The following is a 19,719-nucleotide window of genomic DNA, read 5'->3' as shown; positions in this document are numbered from 1 at the left end:
ATGCAGTAAAGAAAAAAATACCAATATCAACGCCAACGAAACATTACCGAGAAATATGCTGACCTTGAAACAAGTAATCGTGGAATCGCACGACGACCTCGAGATATGGTCGTCGATTACCGTGTGGGAGGGTGCACGGCAGGAGCTGGTTATCCAGCTGGAATTTACCGACTATGACGACCCGGACCGAGAGAGCAAGACGTTTGCCACACTCGACCGGGACGAGGCTGCTACCCTGGCCAAACATCTGCACATCACCGCCGAGGCTCTACCCCAGGCCCTGTTCGACAGGTATGGCGACACCTCCAATCTGGCGGTACCGTCGGAGGTCGAAGCTCTGTTCCAGGAGATACTCAACTTCATCCTCGACCACGGCGCCCGCTATCGCCTCACCCAGGAGTAGCCCTGCCATCCCCCCGGGGGAGTGAACGGCCTGCCACACACCGGCAACGCTACGAAGCACTACACCGGGGAACCCTATTTTACCCACTCTTTTACAGCAGACAGAGGGACGGGGCAGCATAGCCAAAATTGAAAACTGTGCGTCCCTATTTGTCCAGACCCTCATCTTTTAGTATCTTTACGCCCGAATGACGAGAGGTTTATATCAGGAATGAAACAGATGCTATACATCGCTTTACTACTGTTCTCCGGCCACAGCGTGCTGGCGGCTTCCTACACCTGCCACACCGAGGAGGGCGAGCTGCAAAGTCATATCCCGACCTCCGGCGAGTCGGTCACCCAACTGACCGTCACGGGCACACTCGATGCCCGCGATTTCGCCTACATGGGCGACTCGCTCACCAACCTGAACCTCATCGACCTGGAGGGCTGCACGATTGCCGCCTACGAAAGCCGCGATACCTATCTGGGCAACCAGGCGCGTTTCGAAGCGCACACCCTGCCGGCGCACACCTTTCTCGGATTCCAGAAACTGACGATGGTAAAACTACCAAAAGGCACACAAGTCATCGGCGAGGCCGCCTTTGCCGGATGCCCGGCCCTCACCACCATCGTCTGGGGCGAGCAGTTGCGCAGCATCGGCGACCTGGCTTTCTCGGGCTGCCCGGCACTCGACACCCCGCTGCCTGCCACGTTGCGCAGCATCGGCGAATACAGTTTTGCCGGATGCACCGCCTATACCGAACTGAACCTCGAAAGCGCTCCGCTAAAGTCCATCGGAGCCAACGCCTTCGCCGGCTGTACCCGCCTGGCGGCTATCGCCTTACCAGCTTCGCTGCAAACCATTGGCGACCGTTGCTTTGCCGGCTGCCCGGCCCTCACGGCCATCGCCCTGCCCGCAGCGCTGCAATCGCTGGGTGAAGGTTGCTTCGCCTACTGCACCTCGCTCTCGCAGGTCGATATGAAGCGTATCCTGCTCACCTCGATTCCGGCCTATGCCTTCGACCACTGTACAAGCCTCACATCGCTGCATACCCCAGCCATGACTGAAGAAATTGGCGAAGGGGCCTTCTACTACTGCACCTCGCTGCTCGACTGCACGCTACCTACCCGACTGCGCGAGATAGCCGACTATGCCTTTGCCGGATGCAGCCGGATGGAACACCTCTCGTTCCTGCCCGAAGGGCTCGAGCGGATAGGCCGGTGGCCCTTCTACGGCATGCGACAACTCTACTCGGCCACGATACCCTCGACCGTCACCTACATCGGCGACCACGCCTTCGACAGCTGTACCCGCCTGGCCGCCGTCATGGCCTACCCCACCGAGCCCCCGGCACTGGGCGAGGAGGTATTCCTCAACGTGCAGCAAGCCGACTGCGCGCTGGGAGCTCCCGACGAGAGCATAGAGCTCTACCGCAACGCTCCGCAGTGGCAGGAGTTCGACATCAGGCACTTCTCCAACCGGGAAGAGATAGCCGACGACCACACCTTGCAAGTCTATTTCGAACACGAAATACTCCGGGTCAAAGCCTCCGACCCCATGCGACAAATCGCCCTCTACACCCTCGACGGGCGCGTTGTACACCGGGAGGAGGGCGAGACCTACGAGTGGGCCATCGACACCCGCTCATACACAGGACCGATATTTGTCCTGTCCATACAAATGCAATCGGGAGAGTACCGCCACCTGAAGGTGGGACGAAACCGGTAATCGACCGCCAGGAACAAAGATGAAATTTCGACTATGGGAAAAAATAAACTGAAAAAATTCGACGATCTGCAGGGATACCCCCACGTGTTCCAATACCCCTTCGGCCTGTTGCAGGAGAAAGGATTCGAAATGCAGGGCAAATGGGGCGAAACCTTCTTCAAGAACGACAACCCCATCGTGCTCGAGCTGGGTTGCGGCAAGGGCGAATATGCCGTAGGGCTGGCCCGTCGCTTTCCGCAAAAGAACTTTATCGGCATCGACATCAAGGGGGCCCGCATGTGGAGCGGTGCCAAACAGGCGCTCGAGGAGGGGATAAAGAATGTAGCCTTCCTGCGGACCAACATCGAGCTGATCGACCGCTTCTTCGGCCCGGGCGAGGTGTCGGAAATCTGGATTACCTTCCCCGACCCGCAGATGAAGAAGGTGCGCAAGCGGCTCACCTCGACCCGCTTCATGGCGCTCTACCAGCAGATACTCACCCCCGACGGGCTCATCCACCTCAAGAGCGACAGCCCCTTCATGTATACCTACACCTGCGAAATGGTGAAGGCCAACGGCTACCCCGTGCAGGTGGCTACCGACGACCTCTACCACTCGGGCATCGCCGACGACATTCTCGAGATAAAGACCTTCTACGAGCAACAGTGGCTCGAGCGGGGCATGAACATCAAGTACATCCGGTTCGTATGCCAGCCGCGCGAACAATTTGTCGAGCCCGACGTTGATATTCCCTACGACACCTACCGGAGTTTCAACCGGGGAAAACGCAGCGGCAAGCAGAGCAGTCAAGACGATACGACAACAAAATAACTTATATATCATGCAGCTATATCCTAAACTGATACTCGACGCACTGGCCAAAGTGCGTTATCCCGGCAACGGAAAAGACCTCGTCGCCAACGGCATGATCGAGGACGACATCCGCATCGACGGCAACAAGGTGAGCTTCTCCATCATCTTCGAGAAGCCCAACGACCCCTTCATCCGTTCGGTCGTGAAGGCGGCCGAAACGGCTATCCTCACCTTCATCAGCCCCGATGTCGACATCAAGGGCAACATCAACGTCAAGAGCAAACAGGTGGCCCGCCCCAACCCCGAGAACCCGCTCCCCGGCGTGAAGAACATCATCGCCGTGTCGTCGGGCAAAGGCGGCGTGGGCAAGTCGACCATCGCCTCGAACCTGGCCGTAGCACTGGCTCGCCTGGGCTACAAGGTGGGTCTGCTCGACGCCGACATCTTCGGCCCCTCGGCCCCCACGATGTTCGACATCGAAGATACCGACGTCTACACCGAGAATATCGGCGGCCGTGACCTCATTCTGCCCGTCGAACGATACGGGGTGAAGATTCTCTCCATCGGCTTCTTCGTGCGCAAGAACGACGCCGTATTGTGGCGGGGCGGCATGGCCAGCAACGCCCTGAAGCAACTCATCACCGATGCCGCCTGGGGCGACCTCGACTACTTCGTGCTCGACCTGCCGCCGGGCACCAGCGACATACACCTCACCCTGGTACAGACTCTCGCCATCACCGGGGCCATCGTGGTCACCACCCCGCAGGAGGTGGCTCTGGCCGATGCCCGCAAAGGCATCAGCATGTTCACCGGCGACAAGGTGAATGTGCCCATTCTGGGTCTGGTCGAGAACATGAGCTGGTTCACCCCGGCCGAACTACCCGAGAACAAATACTTCCTCTTTGGCAAGGATGGCGGCAAACGGCTGGCCGAAGAGGCCGGCGTGCCTCTGCTGGGGCAGATTCCCATCGTGCAGAGCATCTGCGAAAGCGGCGATGCCGGACACCCCGTAGCCCTCGACGATTCGGTCACCGGGCTCGCCTTCAAACGTCTGGCCGAGGAGGTAGTAAAGGCTGTCGACGAGCGCAACGCCACCCGCCCCTCGACCCAGCGGGTAGAGGTTCACAAGTAGACATACCCCCACACAAGGTTACTCCCATAAGGCAGAGAGCCGCCGCGAAACATGCTTCGCAGCGGCTCTCGCTCTTTTTATTTCGTTTTGGAGGGTTATACCTCACCGGCCAGCAAACGCGCTACTGTGGCCGGATAGAGCTCGTGCTCGGCCGCATGGACCAGCGTGAAGAGCTCGTCGAGGTCGTGCCCCTCGTAGGGAACGGCACGCTGGGCAATGATGCGCCCGCCGTCGACCGTCTGGTCCACGTAGTGAATGGTCACGCCAAAGACCTTCACCCCATAGTTCAAAGCCTGCTCGACGGCCCGGGCCCCGGGGAATGCCGGCAGCAACGAGGGGTGTATGTTGATGATGCGACCACCGTAGCGCGACAGCAGCGTGTCGGCCACGATGCGCATGTAACCGGCCAGACACACCAGGTCGACACCGGCCTTGTCGAGACGGTCGGCAATGGCACCCTCCATATCGGCTTTCGAGGGGTAGGATTTGGGTTGGAAGGCAAAGGTCTCCACCCCGTGACGGGCGGCCAGTTCGACTACGGCAGCCGCCGGCTTGTCGCAAACCAGCAGAACCACCTCGGCCGGAATACGGCCCGACTCGCAGGCCGTTACAATCGCCTCGAAGTTGGTACCGGTGCCGCTGGCAAATATAGCAAGACGTTTCTTTTGAGACATGACACAATTCTTTTTATCACAGGTTTACAAACAGACATGGCGCCCAAAGACCGGTATCACCGCCGCTTCGAGCGCCATGGTATAGGTTACACAGAGAGCGGGCCAATTACTTTACCTCCCAGGTCTCTCCGTTCAACAGGAACTCACGCAGCGAATGGTAAGGCACCTTGCCGGTTACCTCTTTCACCTGGCGGGCCACCTCCTGGTCGTAGGCCGGAGCCTCGACATTGCGTATCACGCCGATGGCCAGCGGCAGTTCGTGACCGTCCATCATGGCCAGACTCTGGTGCATGAAGTTGTCGGGCGACTTGGCATCGTGTACCAGAATGTCGTCGAGTGTCACACCGTTCTCGCCGATGGTCACCGCCTTGAGCTTGTAACCGTCGAGCACGAGACCTCGGTTGTGGTCCTTGCCGAAAATCATCTTCTCGCCATGGCGCAGATGGATGGTGCGGTCGGCCCGGAACTCCTTGTCGGCCACATAGCTGTGGATGTTGTTGTTGAAGATGACGCAGTTTTGCAACAACTCTACCACCGAGGTTCCCTTGTGGCGGGCAGCCTCGACCAGCACCTCCTGCGAAACCGACAGCTCTACGTCGAGCGAACGGGCAAAGAAGGTACCGCGGGCACCAAACACGAGCTCGGCCGGGATGAAGGGGTCTTCTACCGTGCCGTAGGGCGACGACTTGGTCACAAAACCACGGTCGCTCGTGGGCGAATACTGCCCCTTGGTAAGGCCGTAGATCTTGTTGTTCATCAGCACCACGTTGATGTCGACATTCCGGCGCACCGAGTGGATGAAGTGATTACCGCCGATAGCCAGGCAGTCGCCATCGCCCGAAATCTGCCATACGGTCAGGTCGGGGTTGGCCGTCTTCACGCCGGTAGCGATGGCAGCGGCACGGCCGTGAATGGTGTGGAACCCGTAGGTATTCATGTAGTAGGGCAGACGCGACGAGCAGCCGATACCCGAAACCACTACGGTCTTGTGGGGCGGTATGCCCAGCGTGGCCATGGCTTTCTGCAGCACGTTCACGATCGAGTGGTCTCCGCAACCGGGACACCAGCGCACATACTGATCGCTCTTATAATCTTTTGCCGTATATTCCTTTTGTTCTTCCATGTCTTATTCCTCCAAAAGCTTTGTAAAATGGTCAATCAACTCGCTCACCATAAACGGTTGGGCCTGTATCTTGTTGTAACGCAGGAAGGTCTTGCCGGGGACTTTACCCGAGAGGTAAGCCGCAAACTGACCGTTGTTCAGCTCGCACACAACCACCCGTTTGTACCGGCGGAGCACCTCCTCGGTATTCAGGGGCAGAGGATTGATATAGTTGAAGTGGGCGAATGCCACCGGTTTGCCCTGGGCATTCATGGCCTCGACGGCCGAATAGAGGTGGCCGTAGGTGCCGCCCCAGCCCACTACCAGCAGCTCGGCATCGGGGTTACCCTGCACCTGGAGCAACGGCAGGTCGTTAGCAATGTTGTCGACCTTTTGCTGGCGGGCACGCACCATCTTCTCGTGGTTGGCCGGGTCGGTAGAGATGGCGCTGGTCTTCCAGTCTTTCTCCAGTCCGCCCAGGCGGTGCATGAAGCCTTCGACGCCCGGACGTGCCCAGAAGCGTACCGAACGCTCGTCGCGGTCGTAGGGTTTCCAGGCGCCCAGTTGTTCGGACTTCACGTAGTTGGGTTTTATTTCGGGATACTCGTCCATGTCGGGGATACGCCAGGCCGAAGAGCCGTTGCCGATGAAACCGTCGGTGAGCAGGATGACGGGCGTCATGTGCTCCAGAGCGATCTTGGCAGCCTGGAAGGCCATGTCGAAGCAGTTGGTCGGAGTCGAAGCAGCCACGACCACAACCGGGCTTTCGCCGTTACGGCCGTAGAGAGCCTGCAACAGGTCGGTCTGCTCGGTCTTGGTGGGCAGACCCGTCGAGGGACCGCCGCGCTGTACGTCGATAACTACCAGCGGAAGCTCCGACATCACGGCCAGACCGATACCCTCGCTCTTCAAGGCCAGACCGGGACCCGAGGTCGAGGTCGCTGCCAGATTCCCGGCAAACGCGGCACCGATGGCGGTGCAGACACCGGCAATCTCATCCTCGACCTGAATGGCTTTTACACCCAGGTCTTTGCGTTTGGCCAGCTCGTGCAGAATGTCGGTGGCGGGGGTGATGGGATAACTGCCCAGGAAAAGGGGCAGACCCGATTTCTCCGAAGCGGCAATCAAGCCCCAGGCGGTGGCGGTGTTGCCGTTCACGTCGGTATAGATACCGGGGCGCACCTGTGCCGACTCTACCCGATAGGTCGATACCGAGGCGTGTATGTTGTGGCCATAATTGTAACCGTCGCTCATCACCTTGGCATTAGCCTCGTAGATGGCCGGTTTCTTGGCAAACTTATTCTTCAGCAAATGTTGTGCCTGCTCCAGCGGACGGTCGAACAACCAGCAGACGAGGCCCAGCGCAAACATGTTTTTGCACCGCACGATCGACTTGTTGTCGAGACCCGAGTCGGCCAACGAATCCTTCACCATCTGCGTAATGGGCACCGGCACAATCTGTGCATGCGAAAGTCCGGCCTCCTTGATGGGGTCGTCGGTCTGGAAAGCCGCCTTCTCCAAATCGCTGGCGCGGAAGCTGTCGGAGTCGATGATGACCACTCCGCCTCTCTTCACATGACGGGCATTCGTCTTCAAGGCTGCAGGGTTCATGGCCACCAACACATCGGCCAAGTCGCCCGGCGTGTGAACACCCCGTCCCATATGAACCTGAAAACCGGATACTCCACCCAGTGTGCCTTGCGGAGCCCGAATCTCTGCCGGATAATCGGGGAAGGTCGATATTTCATCTCCCATACCGGCCGAAACATTGGAAAAAATATTTCCGGCCAACTGCATGCCATCGCCCGAATCGCCGGAAAATCGTACCACGACTTCTTCCAATACTTTCACTTTCGTTTTTTCTGTCATGTTTACGTTACATTTTTAATTCAACAGAGCTGTTTTTGATTTTATATTAAAATCATTTTGACAAAGATAGTGTTTTTTTGTAAGCATTTGAAATATTTTCATAGAAATATGTAAGCAATCTTACCTCTTTCTATTTAAAACATGGCCATGAAAAGTGCCATATCGTAATAGGGCAACCCCAGACGTATGCTCAGCTCCTTGTGAGTGAGCTTCCCGCCAAACAGATAAACGGCATTGCGCAGCCGGTCGTCCGACTTGATGTGGCCGTAGAGCATGGCGGGGTCGTTGAGCGAAATGAGCAGGGGCACCAGCAGGTTGCTCAGGGCCATCGAAGCCGTCCGGGCCACGGCACTGCTCACGCTCGAGAGGCAGTAGTGCAGCACGCCGCACTGTTCGTACACCTTGTTGCACGGGGCCTCGCTGCAACTCGAGGTTTCGAAACAGCCCCCCTTGTCCATGCAGAGGTCGAAGAGCAGGGCGCCCCGCTTCATCATCTCGACATAGTTCATGCCCAGCCGTCCTTGGTCGGGCACCTCGGTACCGATAACCACATCGGCCGAGCGCATGGCATTTTCCAGCACATGCGGGTGCAGGTTCGAAGTAAAGACCGAGGGGCTCACCTCGAGCTGGGTAGCCCGCAGGCGATAGAAATCGTTGTCGAAGACGCGCACCAGAGCCCCCAGTCCGCAAGCCGCACGGGCTGCTGCACGGCCGGCCAAGCCGCCGCCGATAATCAGCACCTCGGAGGCAGCCACACCGGGCACACCACCCAGCAAAACCCCTTTGCCGCCACTGCGGTTGCTCAGCAGCTCCGAGGCCAGCACGATGGCGGCACGGCCGTCAATCTCGTCGAGAATATCGGCAAAGAGACAGCGCCCCTGTTCGTCGGTCACCCGATCGATGGCCACGGCGGTCACCTTCTTCTGCATCAACAGTTTGACAACCGAAGCCGACTGATACTGAGGTTGCAGCAGGGTGAGCAGGAACACGCCCGGCCGAATCAAGGCCGCCTCTTCCCCGTTCAGCGGGGTAATCTTGAGCACCACATCGCACTGGAACACCTCGGCGGCATCGACCGCCTGAGCTCCCGCTTCGGTGTAGTGCAGGTCGCTGTATTTGATACCCTCGCCCGCGCCGCGCTCGATGAGCACCACAAATCCCTCCCGGGTGAGCAGCGCCACCCCCTCGGGGGTGAGGGGGAATCGTTTCTCCCCGCCGTTGTGTTCGGCCGGCAACCCGACAGACAACCGACGGTTGCCCGACATCACACCCAGCAACTGTTCCTGAGGAGCCATTCCTACATTCAAACTACCCGCCATAGCTTTTTCTGTTTAATTAGATTTATCGGTACTAATATACAAATATCCTTGATAAAACGGTTCGGCCTGCCCGGTTTATTCGGCAGACTCATCGCCGGCCTCTCCCCGCATCAGTTGCGAGAGCCGCTGCACCGCCTCGTCGACCGAATGGGTCGACTCGTACTGCTCGGCATCGAAGGTGTAATCGGCCTGCCGATAGTAGGGCTCGCGCTGCGCCAGCATCCCGGCGATGCAATCGTCCAGCTCTTCGGCCGTCTTGCCGGCCACCAGGGGCCGCTTGACCCGCGCCCGCAACAACCGCCGGCACAACGTCGGTATCGAAGCCGACAGATAGACCGTGACACCCCGACTGCGCATATACTCCATATTGTCGAAGAAGCAGGGGGTACCCCCGCCCGTCGCCACCAACACGTTGTCGAACTCGGCCACCTCGTGCAGCATGCGTCGCTCGATGTCGCGGAATCCCGCTTCGCCCCGCTCGGCAAAGAGGTCGGAGACCTGCTTGCGATACCGGGCCTCGATATAGGCGTCGAGATCGATGAACTCCACATCGAGGAGCTGAGCGGCCCGCCGGCCCAGGGTGGTCTTGCCGGCTGCCATATATCCCACTAAAAAAACAGGCTTCATGGTTGTTGGGTATAAGATAGAGTATCGGTATTCCTGCCGGGGTCCGCCTCGACGGCCAGTTCGCCACCGGTCACCAGAGCCCGGTGCTTGGCCCGCCACGTCTCGCCGAACTGGCTGAACTCGAACCCGGCCAGGCTCTCGGTGAGCATCTGCCGGTCGGCCTCCTTCACCGGCAGCCCCGCGATAAACTCGAGTGCCTTCTCCCGCCCCTCGAGGCCCGACAGCAGCACGGCCTTGTTGAGCAGATAGTCCAGGTTGGCTGGCTCCTCCTTCAAATACGATTCGTAGAGCACCAGTGCCTGCGACAACTGGGCACGGGCATCGGCCTCGTCGCCCCGGTCGTAGGCGATGAATCCCTTCACCGTATAGAAATAGGCCTTCAAACGGTTCTTCCCGTCGGGTCCTATCTTCTCGATAGCGGTGGTCGCCGTGCGGTAGGCACTGTCGGGGAGCCACAGATTCAACTCGTTGAGCACCTTCCCGAAGTAGACGTCGATATTTCCGTCGTCGGCCTCGAGAGCCTGTTCGAGCAACCTCTGGGCTACCCTGCAATCGGCGATGGACACTCCGTCGCCCGAGAGCATCGATACCGCCTCTTCATACAGGCGGGTGCTCTCCTCCCGGTCGCTTTTGCCGGGGGCACAGGCAACGAGTCCCCACAAAACGGCCCCCACGATACCACACATGACGATTTTTCTCATCTTCATTTCCTCCATTCACGGCACCCGTTCCGGCTCCAAGACCGGGCTGCCGGATTGCGATTGCCGCACTAAGCCGTGTAAAGATACGATAAATTTCCCTATTTTTGCACCAGACAACCAAATGAGATTTCAATTATGGCCAAATACAAATACTATGTCGTGTGGGAAGGTCGGGCCCGGGGCATCTTCGACTCGTGGGAAGCGTGCAAAGAGCAGGTCGACAACTTCAAAGGAGCCAAGTACAAAAGTTTCGACAGCCTCGAAGCGGCCACCGAAGCCTTCCGCAATATCCCCGACGACTTCTCGGGCGTCTTGCGCAAAATAGGCGAACGCTCGCGCGACAAGCTCGAAGCTCCCCGACTCAGTCCCGAGGTCATTGCCGACAGCCTGGCCGTCGATGCCGCCTGCAGCGGAAATCCCGGCCACATGGAGTATCGCGGTGTCGACACGAAATCGGGCATCGAGCTCTTCCACGTGGGCCCCATGATGCAGGGCACCAACAACATAGGCGAGTTTCTGGCCCTCGTTCACGGGCTGGCCTATCTGCACCAGCGCGGCTCTGCCATCCCCGTCTACTCCGACAGCCGCAACGCCATCGCCTGGGTGCGGCAAAAGAAGTGCAAGACCAAACTGACCCAAAACGCCGTCAACGCCCCCATCTTCAACCTCATCGCCCGGGCCGAACGATGGCTGCAGACCCACACCTACACCAACCCCATCATCAAATGGGAGACCGAGCGGTGGGGCGAAATCCCGGCCGACTTCGGGCGCAAATAGACCCTCTCGATTATTTTTTTCATTCCTATAAAAACTACCAGGGCTGCCTCGCATGAGGCAGCCCTGGTTTACTTTATGTTCACAACCGGCACAGAAGCCACGGAATCAACGTCTTACCACCTTGGCCGTAGTGATGGTACCCGACTCGTCGACCACCTGAACAACCAGGATGGCCGGAGTTGAGGCACCGAGGTCGAGCGTGAAGCTGGTCGCATCGGGAGCCGACTGATGGAGCAACCGTCCATAGAGGTCATAAATGCGGACGGCACTCAGCATCGTCTGACCGCTCACGACAAGCCGACCACCATAGGTATAGACCCGGACGGTATCGTCAGCACTCTCCCCGGCCAACTCGGTAATGCCGGTGCCTTGCGGTTCCTTGTATTCGCCCGACGGGATAATCTCGTAGAGGGTCGGGATATTGTGCTCGTTCCACTCGATGCGCACGGCCGTCACCATCTCGTAGTCACGCGTGTCGATGACGGTGGCCAGGTGGTCGAGTGTTCCGGCTTCCACCCATTGAGAGCCATCGTAGAGCGAGACGGCAGGCAATTCGTAGTTGGCATCGAAGGTGGTGTTGTGGTAAATCTCAACGGCCTCGATGTCCATATTCTCGATGAAGGTGTGTTCCACATAACCGGCCTCTTCGGCTCGATAGTTGGTAATCATGTTCTTGTCGGACAAGGCCGAAATCATGGCCTGGTTGTGGTCGGTAGTCTGTGTCACACGGTCTGCCATGACACAACCGAACTCTGCCACCTTGAGCCAATAGCTGCCGATGACATTGGTAATATACAGGCGGAGATACTTGCCCGTAGCGCCATTGGCATTGGTGGTGAATGAGTGGGTGTTGGCGTTGATGCCGCCACTGTCGTAGGCTGCCACCTTTGTCCAGCTCTGCCCGTCCAACGACACCTGAAACTCTCCGCTGCCGATGAGCTGGTCGTTCTCCATGAAGGTAACCGTTATCTCAAAAATAGAATGTGGCTCGGCATACTCGAGTTGCAACCAGTCGCCCACCTGCGGCTCGGCGTTGCTCCAGAAGTGCGTACCGGAGTTACCGTCCACGATATTGCCGATATTATAACTCTGGTAGGTGCCGAGCGAAGTGCTGGGTGTGGGTTTGCCTATCTCGGAGGTAGCACCTGCCACAGAGCAGGAAAATTCGGCCAGCTGCATCCAGAACGAACCTTCGACACTGGTTACCATCAGGCGGACATATCGGGCATTGGTACCATTGGCTGCACAGGTATAACGATTATTGACCAGACTGCCGTGGCTGTATTGTGCTATGGTAGTCCATTCGTTGGCGTCGGTAGAGAGTTGAATATCGGCCGTACCGGAAAGGATGTCTTTGCCCGTGAAGACGAGGGTGACGTTGTCGATCGAGTAGACATCGCCATAGTCGAGCTGGATGTAGTGCCCCGCTGCCGTGTTCTCACCACTCCAGAAGAAAGTACCGGTGTTGCCATCGACAGCCAGCTCGAGGGGATAAGAGACATTACCATCGGTGTAGACCTTCAGGTTTGACGTAATAGCCGGAGTGGGTACGACGATTGCGCCCGACGACAAGGAGACGGTCAGAACATCAAAGCCAAGCGATTCCGCCTCGCCGCCGGCAGTGCTGCGAACCAGACGAACGTAGGCCGCATTCTGCGACGACACGGGCAGAGTGGCTGGAGTCCATATCTTGCCATTGATCGAGGTCTCGAAGGTCACCCCTTCAGGCAACTCCATCTCGCCGACTGCCACCTTCTCGATAGCCCCGAGGTAGAGGCCCACGTAATCGCCCCCGGCCAACTCGACACCGCTCAGCCCCGAAAGTGTGGCCCCGGCATCCGTCACAGTCAGGTTGAAAGCCGCCGGGTCCAGATTGGTGACAACCTGCGCCTGCTCGGGTTCCGGCCAGTCACCGGGCAGGTTGGCGCCCAGGGTCTCATACAGATAGTCCACAAACGGACGGGTGTAAGAGTTGGCCGGATGCACCTCATAGCTCACCACGTGCGAGTCGGTGCCGTAGCCCTCGAGCTCGGAGATAAAATACTGCGGCTCGATGCCCAAACCCGTATAGAGCGAAATGATGCTTGCAAACGATGTCCAAGAGTCGGAGCGGCTCATCGACTCACCATTTTCGAGCAGGTCGAGCGACTTCTGGATGATAGTGGCGTAAGCCTTCAACTTGGCACACCAGGCCTTGACATCGGTGGCGAACAGGCGGTAGTCTCGGTTGTCGCTGTTTGCCATCACGGTTTCGATATATTCGCAAGCGGCTTGCAACCGGGCCATCTCCTCGCGGATGGCCACGCCCTCTGCCGGGAAGTTGCCGTCGCTGTATTTCGACTTGAATGCCTCATAGAGGTCGATAATCTCCTGATCTTCATAGATAGCATCGGTATAGCGGGCAAACAGCCGTATCTGGTTCGCCGTCTCGGTATCGCCCGCTTCGGCCAGGTAGTCGAAGCAGTCGTTCCAGTTTTGCGTCACGTCGAACTGATTGGGATTCCAGCAATAGTCTGCCAGGCCGAACAGCCCCACCTTGGCAGCCTGCGACTGCTTCTCGGGGTTGAGAATGACACCGCCCAAGGTGCTGATGCCCCCCTTCTCGGGAACGAGGCTGTAGTGAGCCGTGAGTTCGCGCATGTAGAGGCGGTCGTCGTTGTTGTCGTTGACCGTCGCATTCCACCAGAACAGCGGGTTGCGTCCTATGTAGCCCGCCATCGCATCGCAATCCTTCTTGTCCAGGTCGCCGCATACGGCATAACCGGTGAAACCGATGACCACGTCCTTGTCAACACTTGCCATCTGAGTCAGATAGGAAGCTGCTCCCTGATACATCAGAGCGTATGTGGCAGGAACATAGAAAAGGGGTGCAATCTTCTCGTCCTCAGCCTGGCTGGGGAACTCCTCCTTCAGCCGCTTCTGCGTCTGGTCGGGCAGGTGAGCCTGCATCTGTGCCGACGGGTTGCGATCCATATCGTCGATACATACACTGAAAGCACGCACGCCCAGGTCGTACATGTGGTGGTATTTCTGCATCAGCAGCTCCACGCCTTCATCCACCGTCGCCGTGCTGGAGAAGTCCATCGACACTTGTCCGCCGGGAGCCAGACCCGGATGGGCAGCCCAGACGAAGTGTACGTTGCAAGCCCGAGCAGTCTCGGCCATGCGGCGCACGTCATCTTGCGTGATCCACCCCATGCGGCGTTGCTCTTCAGTGATCTCTGTCGGATACTCCTCGGTCCAATAGCCCAGGTGATAAGGGTCCATCTTGGGCGCATAGATGAAGACGTTCATCTTGAAACGCTTGAAGAACTCGAACAGGCTGCAGTGTGCATCCACCGAATAGGGGTTGCCATAGAATCCCTCGATTGCACCACGCCACTGGCAGTGAGAGTAGTCTTCATAAGTCACCTCGTGCAGCGCAGTCCCTGCGGCCTGCTCCAGAATCTGCTCCAGGGTGGCGAAGGCATAGTATTCCGAACGCTCGCCATTGCCCAGCACCACGATGTTGCCGTCGGCAATCTGCATCACATGGGCGTCAAAGCGGTTGGGCGCCTCGGTGAACACCTCCTTGGAGACACCCTGGCTTGTGGCATAGGAATCTGCCACATCGCCCGACCCGGCCACGCCTACATACAGGTTGGTCAACTCGGACGAAGCCGACTCACTCAGTTGGAAGGTGTACCCGGCCCCCTCCAGCACCTCCTGGATACGGTCCTTGGTCACACGACCGATGCCCGAGCCGCAAACCACGTTGATGGTCGGTGTCAACTCCACCGTGCCACTTCCTTCGGTCGTCTGCTGGGGAATGGGATAAATGGTATAGGTCTGGGCATGAGCCAAAGTCATACCTATCAGACATACAAGCAGTAACAAGACTTTTTTCATGGGATTATAGAATTTCGGTTAACAGGTATCAGCAGGTTATAGTCATCTGAAAATTTGGCAATTAGCGACAATCGCCATATCTCTGTCGCATGGAGATGCAAAGCCATGCAAGCTGCACTCGCCATACTCGTCAGAGACAAAGTTAATGAATTGTTTCGTATGGGCGATAACTTCGGTAAGTTTTTGACCCCACAATACAAACGACAGGGGCGCCCCAAAAGAATGGGACACCCCTTGTGTATCTATGTTTGTCCCGGCACCAAGGCCGCAGGCAATCAGTCGATGATGTCGAAACCGCAGTAGGGAACCAGCACCTTAGGTATCTTGATACCCTCGGGGGTCTGGTTGTTTTCGAGCAGAGCTGCCACGATACGCGGCAAAGCCAGTGCACTACCGTTGAGGGTGTGGCACAGGTGCATCTTCTTGTCGGCACCGCGGTAACGACAGTGCAGACGGTTGGCCTGGTAGCTTTCGAAGTTGGAAACCGAGCTAACCTCGAGCCAGCGTTTCTGAGCAGCCGAGAATACCTCGAAGTCGAAGGTGATGGCCGAGGTGAAACTCATGTCGCCACCGCACAGACGCAGGATGTGCCAGGGCAATTCGAGACGCTCGACCAGACTTTGCACGTGGTCCTTCATCTCCTCGAGAGCCTCGTACGAGTGGTCGGGGTGCTGTATCTGTACAATCTCTACCTTGTCGAACTGGTGCAGACGGTTCAGACCGCGCACGTCTTTGCCGTACGAACCGGCTTCGCGGCGGAAGCAAGCCGAGTAGGCGGTATTCTTGATAGGCAGGTCGCTCTCGTTGAAAATCACGTCGCGGTAGAGGTTGGTCACCGGTACCTCGGCGGTAGGAATCAGGTAGAGGTCATCCTCGTTGCAGTGGTACATCTGACCCTCTTTGTCGGGCAGCTGTCCCGTGCCGTAACCCGATGCGGCATTCACCACATAAGGCGGCTGTATCTCCAGGTATCCGGCCTCACGGGCGGCGTCGAGGAAGAACGAAATCAAGGCGCGTTGCAGGCGGGCACCCTTGCCTTTGTAGACGGGGAATCCGGCACCGGTAATCTTCACGCCCAATTCGAAATCGATAAGGTCGTATTTCTTGGCCAACTCCCAGTGAGGCAGAGCATCCTCGGGCAGGTTGGGCATCACGCCACCGGTCTTCTCGACAATGTTGTCGGCAGCGGTACGTCCCTCGGGCACACCGGCATAAGGCAGGTTGGGGACAGTCAACAAAATATCGGTAATCTCTTTCTCGGCCGATACCATCGACTCTTCGAGCGCTTTGGTCGACTCCTTGATGGCAGCCGTCTGAGCTTTCACGGCCTCGGCCTCCTCTTTCTTTCCGGCTTTCATCAGTTGCCCGGTCTGGGCGGCCAATCCTTTCAGTTCGGCCAATTTGCCATCGAGTTCGGCTTGCGAAGCGCGACGGATTTTATCCAGTTCGAGTACCCGGTTGATAGCCTCTCTCCCGTCGAAATGCTTGATAGCCAACCGGCGAATCACATCTTCGGGATTCTCTTTAATGACACTAAGTGTAAGCATAGTCTAAATTTCGTATATTGTATTCTCGTTTACGACAACAGTTCTTTTACTTTGGCCGAGATGGCACGACCGTCGGCACGACCGGCCAACTGTTTGGAGGCCACGCCCATCACCTTGCCCATCTCTTGCGGTTTGGTGGCACCTACCTGAGCAATGATGGCCTTGAGGGCTTCGGTCAGCTCTTCGTCGGTCATCTGTTTGGGCAGATAGGTTTCGATAACGGCAGCTTCGGCCAGTTCGGGTTCGGCCAAGTCGGGGCGGTTCTGCTCCGAATAAATCTGTGCGCTCTCCTTGCGCTGTTTTACCATCTTGGCCAATATCTTCATCGCCGTCTCGTCCGACAGTTCGCCGTCGGCACCCTTGGCGGTCTTTGCTTCGAGAAACTCTTTCTTGATACCCCGCAGGGCTTCGAGTCTTACCTTGTCTTTTGCCAGCATGGCACTTTTGATGTCGTTGCTGACCTGATCAAATAAATTCATAATCTATACTATTTTACAGGTTTCAATCAAAACTTTATGGAACGGCGGTTGCTCGTCGGCTCCTCCTTGCGCTTCTCGCCTCCCTCGAAATTGTCGCGGAAGTCTTTGGGCCGATCGTAGGCCGGGGCATTCTCGAGCTTCTCGATCAACGCGTTGTTGTCGAGCTGGTCGGGACGCAGCACGATGTATTGCGACTGGGCTATGTGCTCGTCGGCATCGCCGCCGTACTCGCCCTTGAAGGTGAGGTCCGATACCTCGAAGCCGGTGGCCAGAATCGTGATGCGCACCTTCTTGCCCAGCGACGAATCGTGGGTATAGCCCCAGATTACCTTCACCCGTTTCTTGAAGCGGGTCATAAAGGCGTTCAGCTCCTTGGCCTCTTCGATACGCAACTCGTCGGTCTCTTCGGGCGAGAAGTAGAGGTTGAAGAGCACCCGCTCCGAGTCATAGATGTCGCTCTCCTTGAGCAGCGGCGAGATGAGTGCATTCTGTATGGCCTTGCTCATGCGGTGCTCACCCTCGCCCTCGCCGGTACTGATGACGGCGGCACCTCCGTTTTTCAGGGTAGTGCGCACATCGGCAAAGTCGAGGTTTATCTTACCGTTCTTCGACACCAGCTCGGCAATGCTGCGGGCCGCGTTGGCCAGGGCATCATCGGCTTTGGAGAAGGCATTGGTCCACGAGAGGTCGGGATAGATTTTGCACAGACGCTCGTTGTTGATTACCAGCAGGGCGTCGACGTGCTTGCGCATCTCCTCGACACCGGCAAAGGCCTGCAGAATCTTGGGCTCGCCCTCGAAGAGGAACGGTATGGTAACGATACCCACCGTGAGCATGCCCTTCTCCTTGGCGATGCGGGCCACGACCGGGCCGGCACCCGTACCGGTGCCTCCACCCATACCGGCGGTGATGAATACCATGCGGGTCTCATCCTCGAAGAGGGACGAGATGCGACCGTCCAGTTTCTCATACTCCTCGGCCAGGCGCTTGCCCTCCTCGGGCTCGCCGCCGGCACCCTCGTCGCCGATGGCCACCTTGATGGGGACCGGCGAGTCGAACATGGCCTGGGGATCGGTATTGCACAGGGCCAGACTCACGCCCTGAATATTCTGCCGATACATGTAGTTGACAGCGTTTCCGCCACCACCACCTACGCCCACGACCTTTATCTTGATAGGCTCTTCTTTCCTCTCTCCGACCCCGGGGACGATGAAGTCGGGCAACTTGGAGCTATTTATATCTACATCGTTCATAACCTTCTTCTTTTAATAGTTATCGTTTTCATCATCGAGCAGAGTCTCGGCCTTCTTGACCATATCTCTCAACTTACCGAATAAGCCGGGCTTGTTGGCTTTCTCCTTTTCCTTACGCTCTTTCTCGCGTTTCTTGGCCTCTTCGGCTTCGCGTTTGCGGCGCTCCTTCTCGGCCCGTTTGCGACGCTCCTGTTCCTCTTTTTCGCGAGCCCGTTGCTCTCTCGGGTCTACGGGTTCCTCTTCCTCCTCGACCTGCGGCTCCACCTCGGGGGTCGCAGCCGGCCGGGCTATTACCTCCACGCAGTTTTCACGACCCGAATAGAGCAGGCCCAATATCTGCAGATAGTCGGCGCTCTTCGATTGCGAAGCTACGTCGAGCAACATATCCTGACGGAGGGCACCCTTGCGAACCTTGATGTCGCACTTCTCGGCCAGGAGCTCGGTGAGGTTGGAGAGCTTGGAGGCTCCGCCCACAATCACCATGCCGGCGCCCAGGCTCTTGCGGTCGCACTTGGCATAATCGAAGTGTGCGTTCACGTTGGCCACAATCTCTTCGATACGAGCCTTGACCACCTTCGAGAGGTCGAGGCTCTTGATTTCCGAACCGCTCTCGCCGCGCAGTGTAATGTTCGACTCCTCGCCCACCATCTTGGCCGAACCCAAACGAATCTTGAACGACTCGGCCTCGGCAGCCGTCACGTTCAGCGTCATAATGTCGCGCGTGATGTTCTGCCCGCCCAGCGGTATGGTCGAGAGGTAACGCAAGAATCCATCCTTGTAAATCGAGACGGTAGTCGTGTCGGCCCCAAAATCGACCAGCATGACACCGGCCTGACGCTCCTCGTTGCTCAAGGCCACATAGGCGGTCGAGAGGGCCGTGGGTATATAATGAGCCACCGTCAAATCGCCTTGGAAACAGCGGGCGGCACTTTTCTTGAGTTCGTCGCGGGCCACAATCAGCTTCACGCCCATCTTCAGGCTCGAGCCAACCAGCTCTTCCCGACCGATGCGCGGCTGATCGTCGACCGTCACTTCGGTGCGAACCACCTCCAGAATATCGGCTCCGGCGATAGGCATCTCGCGGGCCTCCTCCTGCAGGTGTTTGATTATATCTTCGTTGATGAGCGTACCCTCGGGATAATCGCGGCTGATCAGATGATCCTCGGCATGGAGCGACTGACCGCTGATGCCGACATAGACCTGCTTGATCTTCTTCGAGGTCCCTATGCGGTTACTCAGTTTGACTATCAGGCGTCTGATTTTTGCCGATACTTCGTCGGGGCGAACCACGAAACCGCGTTTCACACTCCCGCTCAACGATTCGGTATCTACGCCAAGCACAGTAACAACCCCCTTGAGAGAACGGGTTGCTATGGCTCCTCTTATCTTCGAGCTCCCGATCTCAATAGCTACTATGTATCTCTCCGTATCCATATCTTTCTCTAT

At 57.6% G+C, this 19,719-nt stretch carries 16 protein-coding genes; 5 read left to right on the top strand and 11 right to left on the bottom strand.

Annotated elements, in window-relative coordinates:
- Positions 1-55 precede the first annotated feature (55 nt).
- From B5F38_RS11565 to B5F38_RS11550, 4 genes are all read left to right on the top strand, one after another.
- Complete coding sequence (locus B5F38_RS11565; protein WP_087409382.1) at positions 56-403, top strand: hypothetical protein; 348 nt, start codon at positions 56-58, stop codon at positions 401-403.
- 210 nt (positions 404-613) lie between these two features.
- Complete coding sequence (locus tag B5F38_RS11560; RefSeq protein WP_087409381.1) at positions 614-2,113, top strand: leucine-rich repeat domain-containing protein; 1,500 nt, start codon at positions 614-616, stop codon at positions 2,111-2,113.
- A gap of 33 nt (positions 2,114-2,146) precedes the next feature.
- A complete protein-coding gene (gene trmB / locus B5F38_RS11555; RefSeq protein WP_087409380.1) occupies positions 2,147-2,923 on the top strand; it encodes a tRNA (guanosine(46)-N7)-methyltransferase TrmB in 777 nt (258 codons plus the stop codon).
- Between the two features lie 10 nt (positions 2,924-2,933).
- On the top strand, positions 2,934-4,037 hold the full coding sequence (locus B5F38_RS11550; protein ID WP_087409379.1) for an Mrp/NBP35 family ATP-binding protein: 1,104 nt from the start codon (positions 2,934-2,936) through the stop codon (positions 4,035-4,037).
- A gap of 95 nt (positions 4,038-4,132) precedes the next feature.
- Here the strand turns inward: B5F38_RS11550 and purN are convergent, their stop codons facing one another.
- The 6 genes from purN to B5F38_RS11520 all read right to left on the bottom strand — a co-directional run bounded on the left by purN (position 4,133) and on the right by B5F38_RS11520 (position 10,335).
- Positions 4,133-4,711, bottom strand: a complete 579-nt coding sequence (purN, locus tag B5F38_RS11545) for a phosphoribosylglycinamide formyltransferase (protein ID WP_087409378.1) — start codon at positions 4,709-4,711, stop codon at positions 4,133-4,135.
- A 106-nt stretch (positions 4,712-4,817) separates the two neighbouring features.
- A complete protein-coding gene (locus B5F38_RS11540; protein ID WP_087409377.1) occupies positions 4,818-5,834 on the bottom strand; it encodes a 2-oxoacid:ferredoxin oxidoreductase subunit beta in 1,017 nt (338 codons plus the stop codon).
- 3 nt (positions 5,835-5,837) lie between these two features.
- Positions 5,838-7,682 (bottom strand): 2-oxoacid:acceptor oxidoreductase subunit alpha, encoded by a 1,845-nt coding sequence (locus B5F38_RS11535; RefSeq protein WP_087409376.1) that lies wholly within the window; start codon positions 7,680-7,682, stop codon positions 5,838-5,840.
- A 134-nt stretch (positions 7,683-7,816) separates the two neighbouring features.
- Positions 7,817-9,001, bottom strand: a complete 1,185-nt coding sequence (locus tag B5F38_RS11530; protein WP_087409375.1) for a hypothetical protein — start codon at positions 8,999-9,001, stop codon at positions 7,817-7,819.
- Positions 9,002-9,076: 75 nt separating this feature from the next.
- On the bottom strand, positions 9,077-9,628 hold the full coding sequence (locus tag B5F38_RS11525; RefSeq protein WP_087409374.1) for a shikimate kinase: 552 nt from the start codon (positions 9,626-9,628) through the stop codon (positions 9,077-9,079).
- Positions 9,625-10,335, bottom strand: coding sequence for a hypothetical protein (locus tag B5F38_RS11520; RefSeq protein WP_143240971.1), 711 nt, complete (start codon positions 10,333-10,335; stop codon positions 9,625-9,627). Before B5F38_RS11520 ends, B5F38_RS11525 begins: the two co-directional genes overlap by 4 nt.
- Before the next feature lie 129 nt (positions 10,336-10,464).
- On the opposite strand from B5F38_RS11520, the gene B5F38_RS11515 reads away from it, so the two are divergent.
- Positions 10,465-11,106, top strand: coding sequence for a viroplasmin family protein (locus B5F38_RS11515; protein ID WP_087409372.1), 642 nt, complete (start codon positions 10,465-10,467; stop codon positions 11,104-11,106).
- A gap of 105 nt (positions 11,107-11,211) precedes the next feature.
- On the opposite strand, the gene B5F38_RS11510 is transcribed toward B5F38_RS11515, so the two are convergent.
- From B5F38_RS11510 to ftsA, 5 genes are all read right to left on the bottom strand, one after another.
- Positions 11,212-14,994, bottom strand: coding sequence for a beta-N-acetylglucosaminidase domain-containing protein (locus B5F38_RS11510; protein WP_087409371.1), 3,783 nt, complete (start codon positions 14,992-14,994; stop codon positions 11,212-11,214).
- Between the two features lie 275 nt (positions 14,995-15,269).
- Positions 15,270-16,541, bottom strand: coding sequence for a serine--tRNA ligase (gene serS, locus B5F38_RS11505; RefSeq protein ID WP_087409370.1), 1,272 nt, complete (start codon positions 16,539-16,541; stop codon positions 15,270-15,272).
- Positions 16,542-16,570: 29 nt separating this feature from the next.
- Positions 16,571-17,020 (bottom strand): GatB/YqeY domain-containing protein, encoded by a 450-nt coding sequence (locus B5F38_RS11500; RefSeq protein WP_087409369.1) that lies wholly within the window; start codon positions 17,018-17,020, stop codon positions 16,571-16,573.
- 26 nt (positions 17,021-17,046) lie between these two features.
- The gene (ftsZ, locus tag B5F38_RS11495; RefSeq protein ID WP_087409368.1) at positions 17,047-18,273 is read right to left on the bottom strand and encodes a cell division protein FtsZ; all 1,227 of its coding nucleotides are present in this window, start codon (positions 18,271-18,273) and stop codon (positions 17,047-17,049) included.
- A gap of 12 nt (positions 18,274-18,285) precedes the next feature.
- On the bottom strand, positions 18,286-19,707 hold the full coding sequence (gene ftsA, locus B5F38_RS11490) for a cell division protein FtsA (RefSeq protein WP_087409367.1): 1,422 nt from the start codon (positions 19,705-19,707) through the stop codon (positions 18,286-18,288).
- Positions 19,708-19,719 lie beyond the last annotated feature (12 nt).

Origin of the sequence: Barnesiella sp. An22 (assembly GCF_002159975.1) — a bacterium.
Lineage (GTDB): Bacteria > Bacteroidota > Bacteroidia > Bacteroidales > Barnesiellaceae > Barnesiella > Barnesiella merdigallinarum.
Note: the sequence above shows the minus strand (reverse complement) of the source record. Positions and strands in the feature narration are given on the sequence as shown.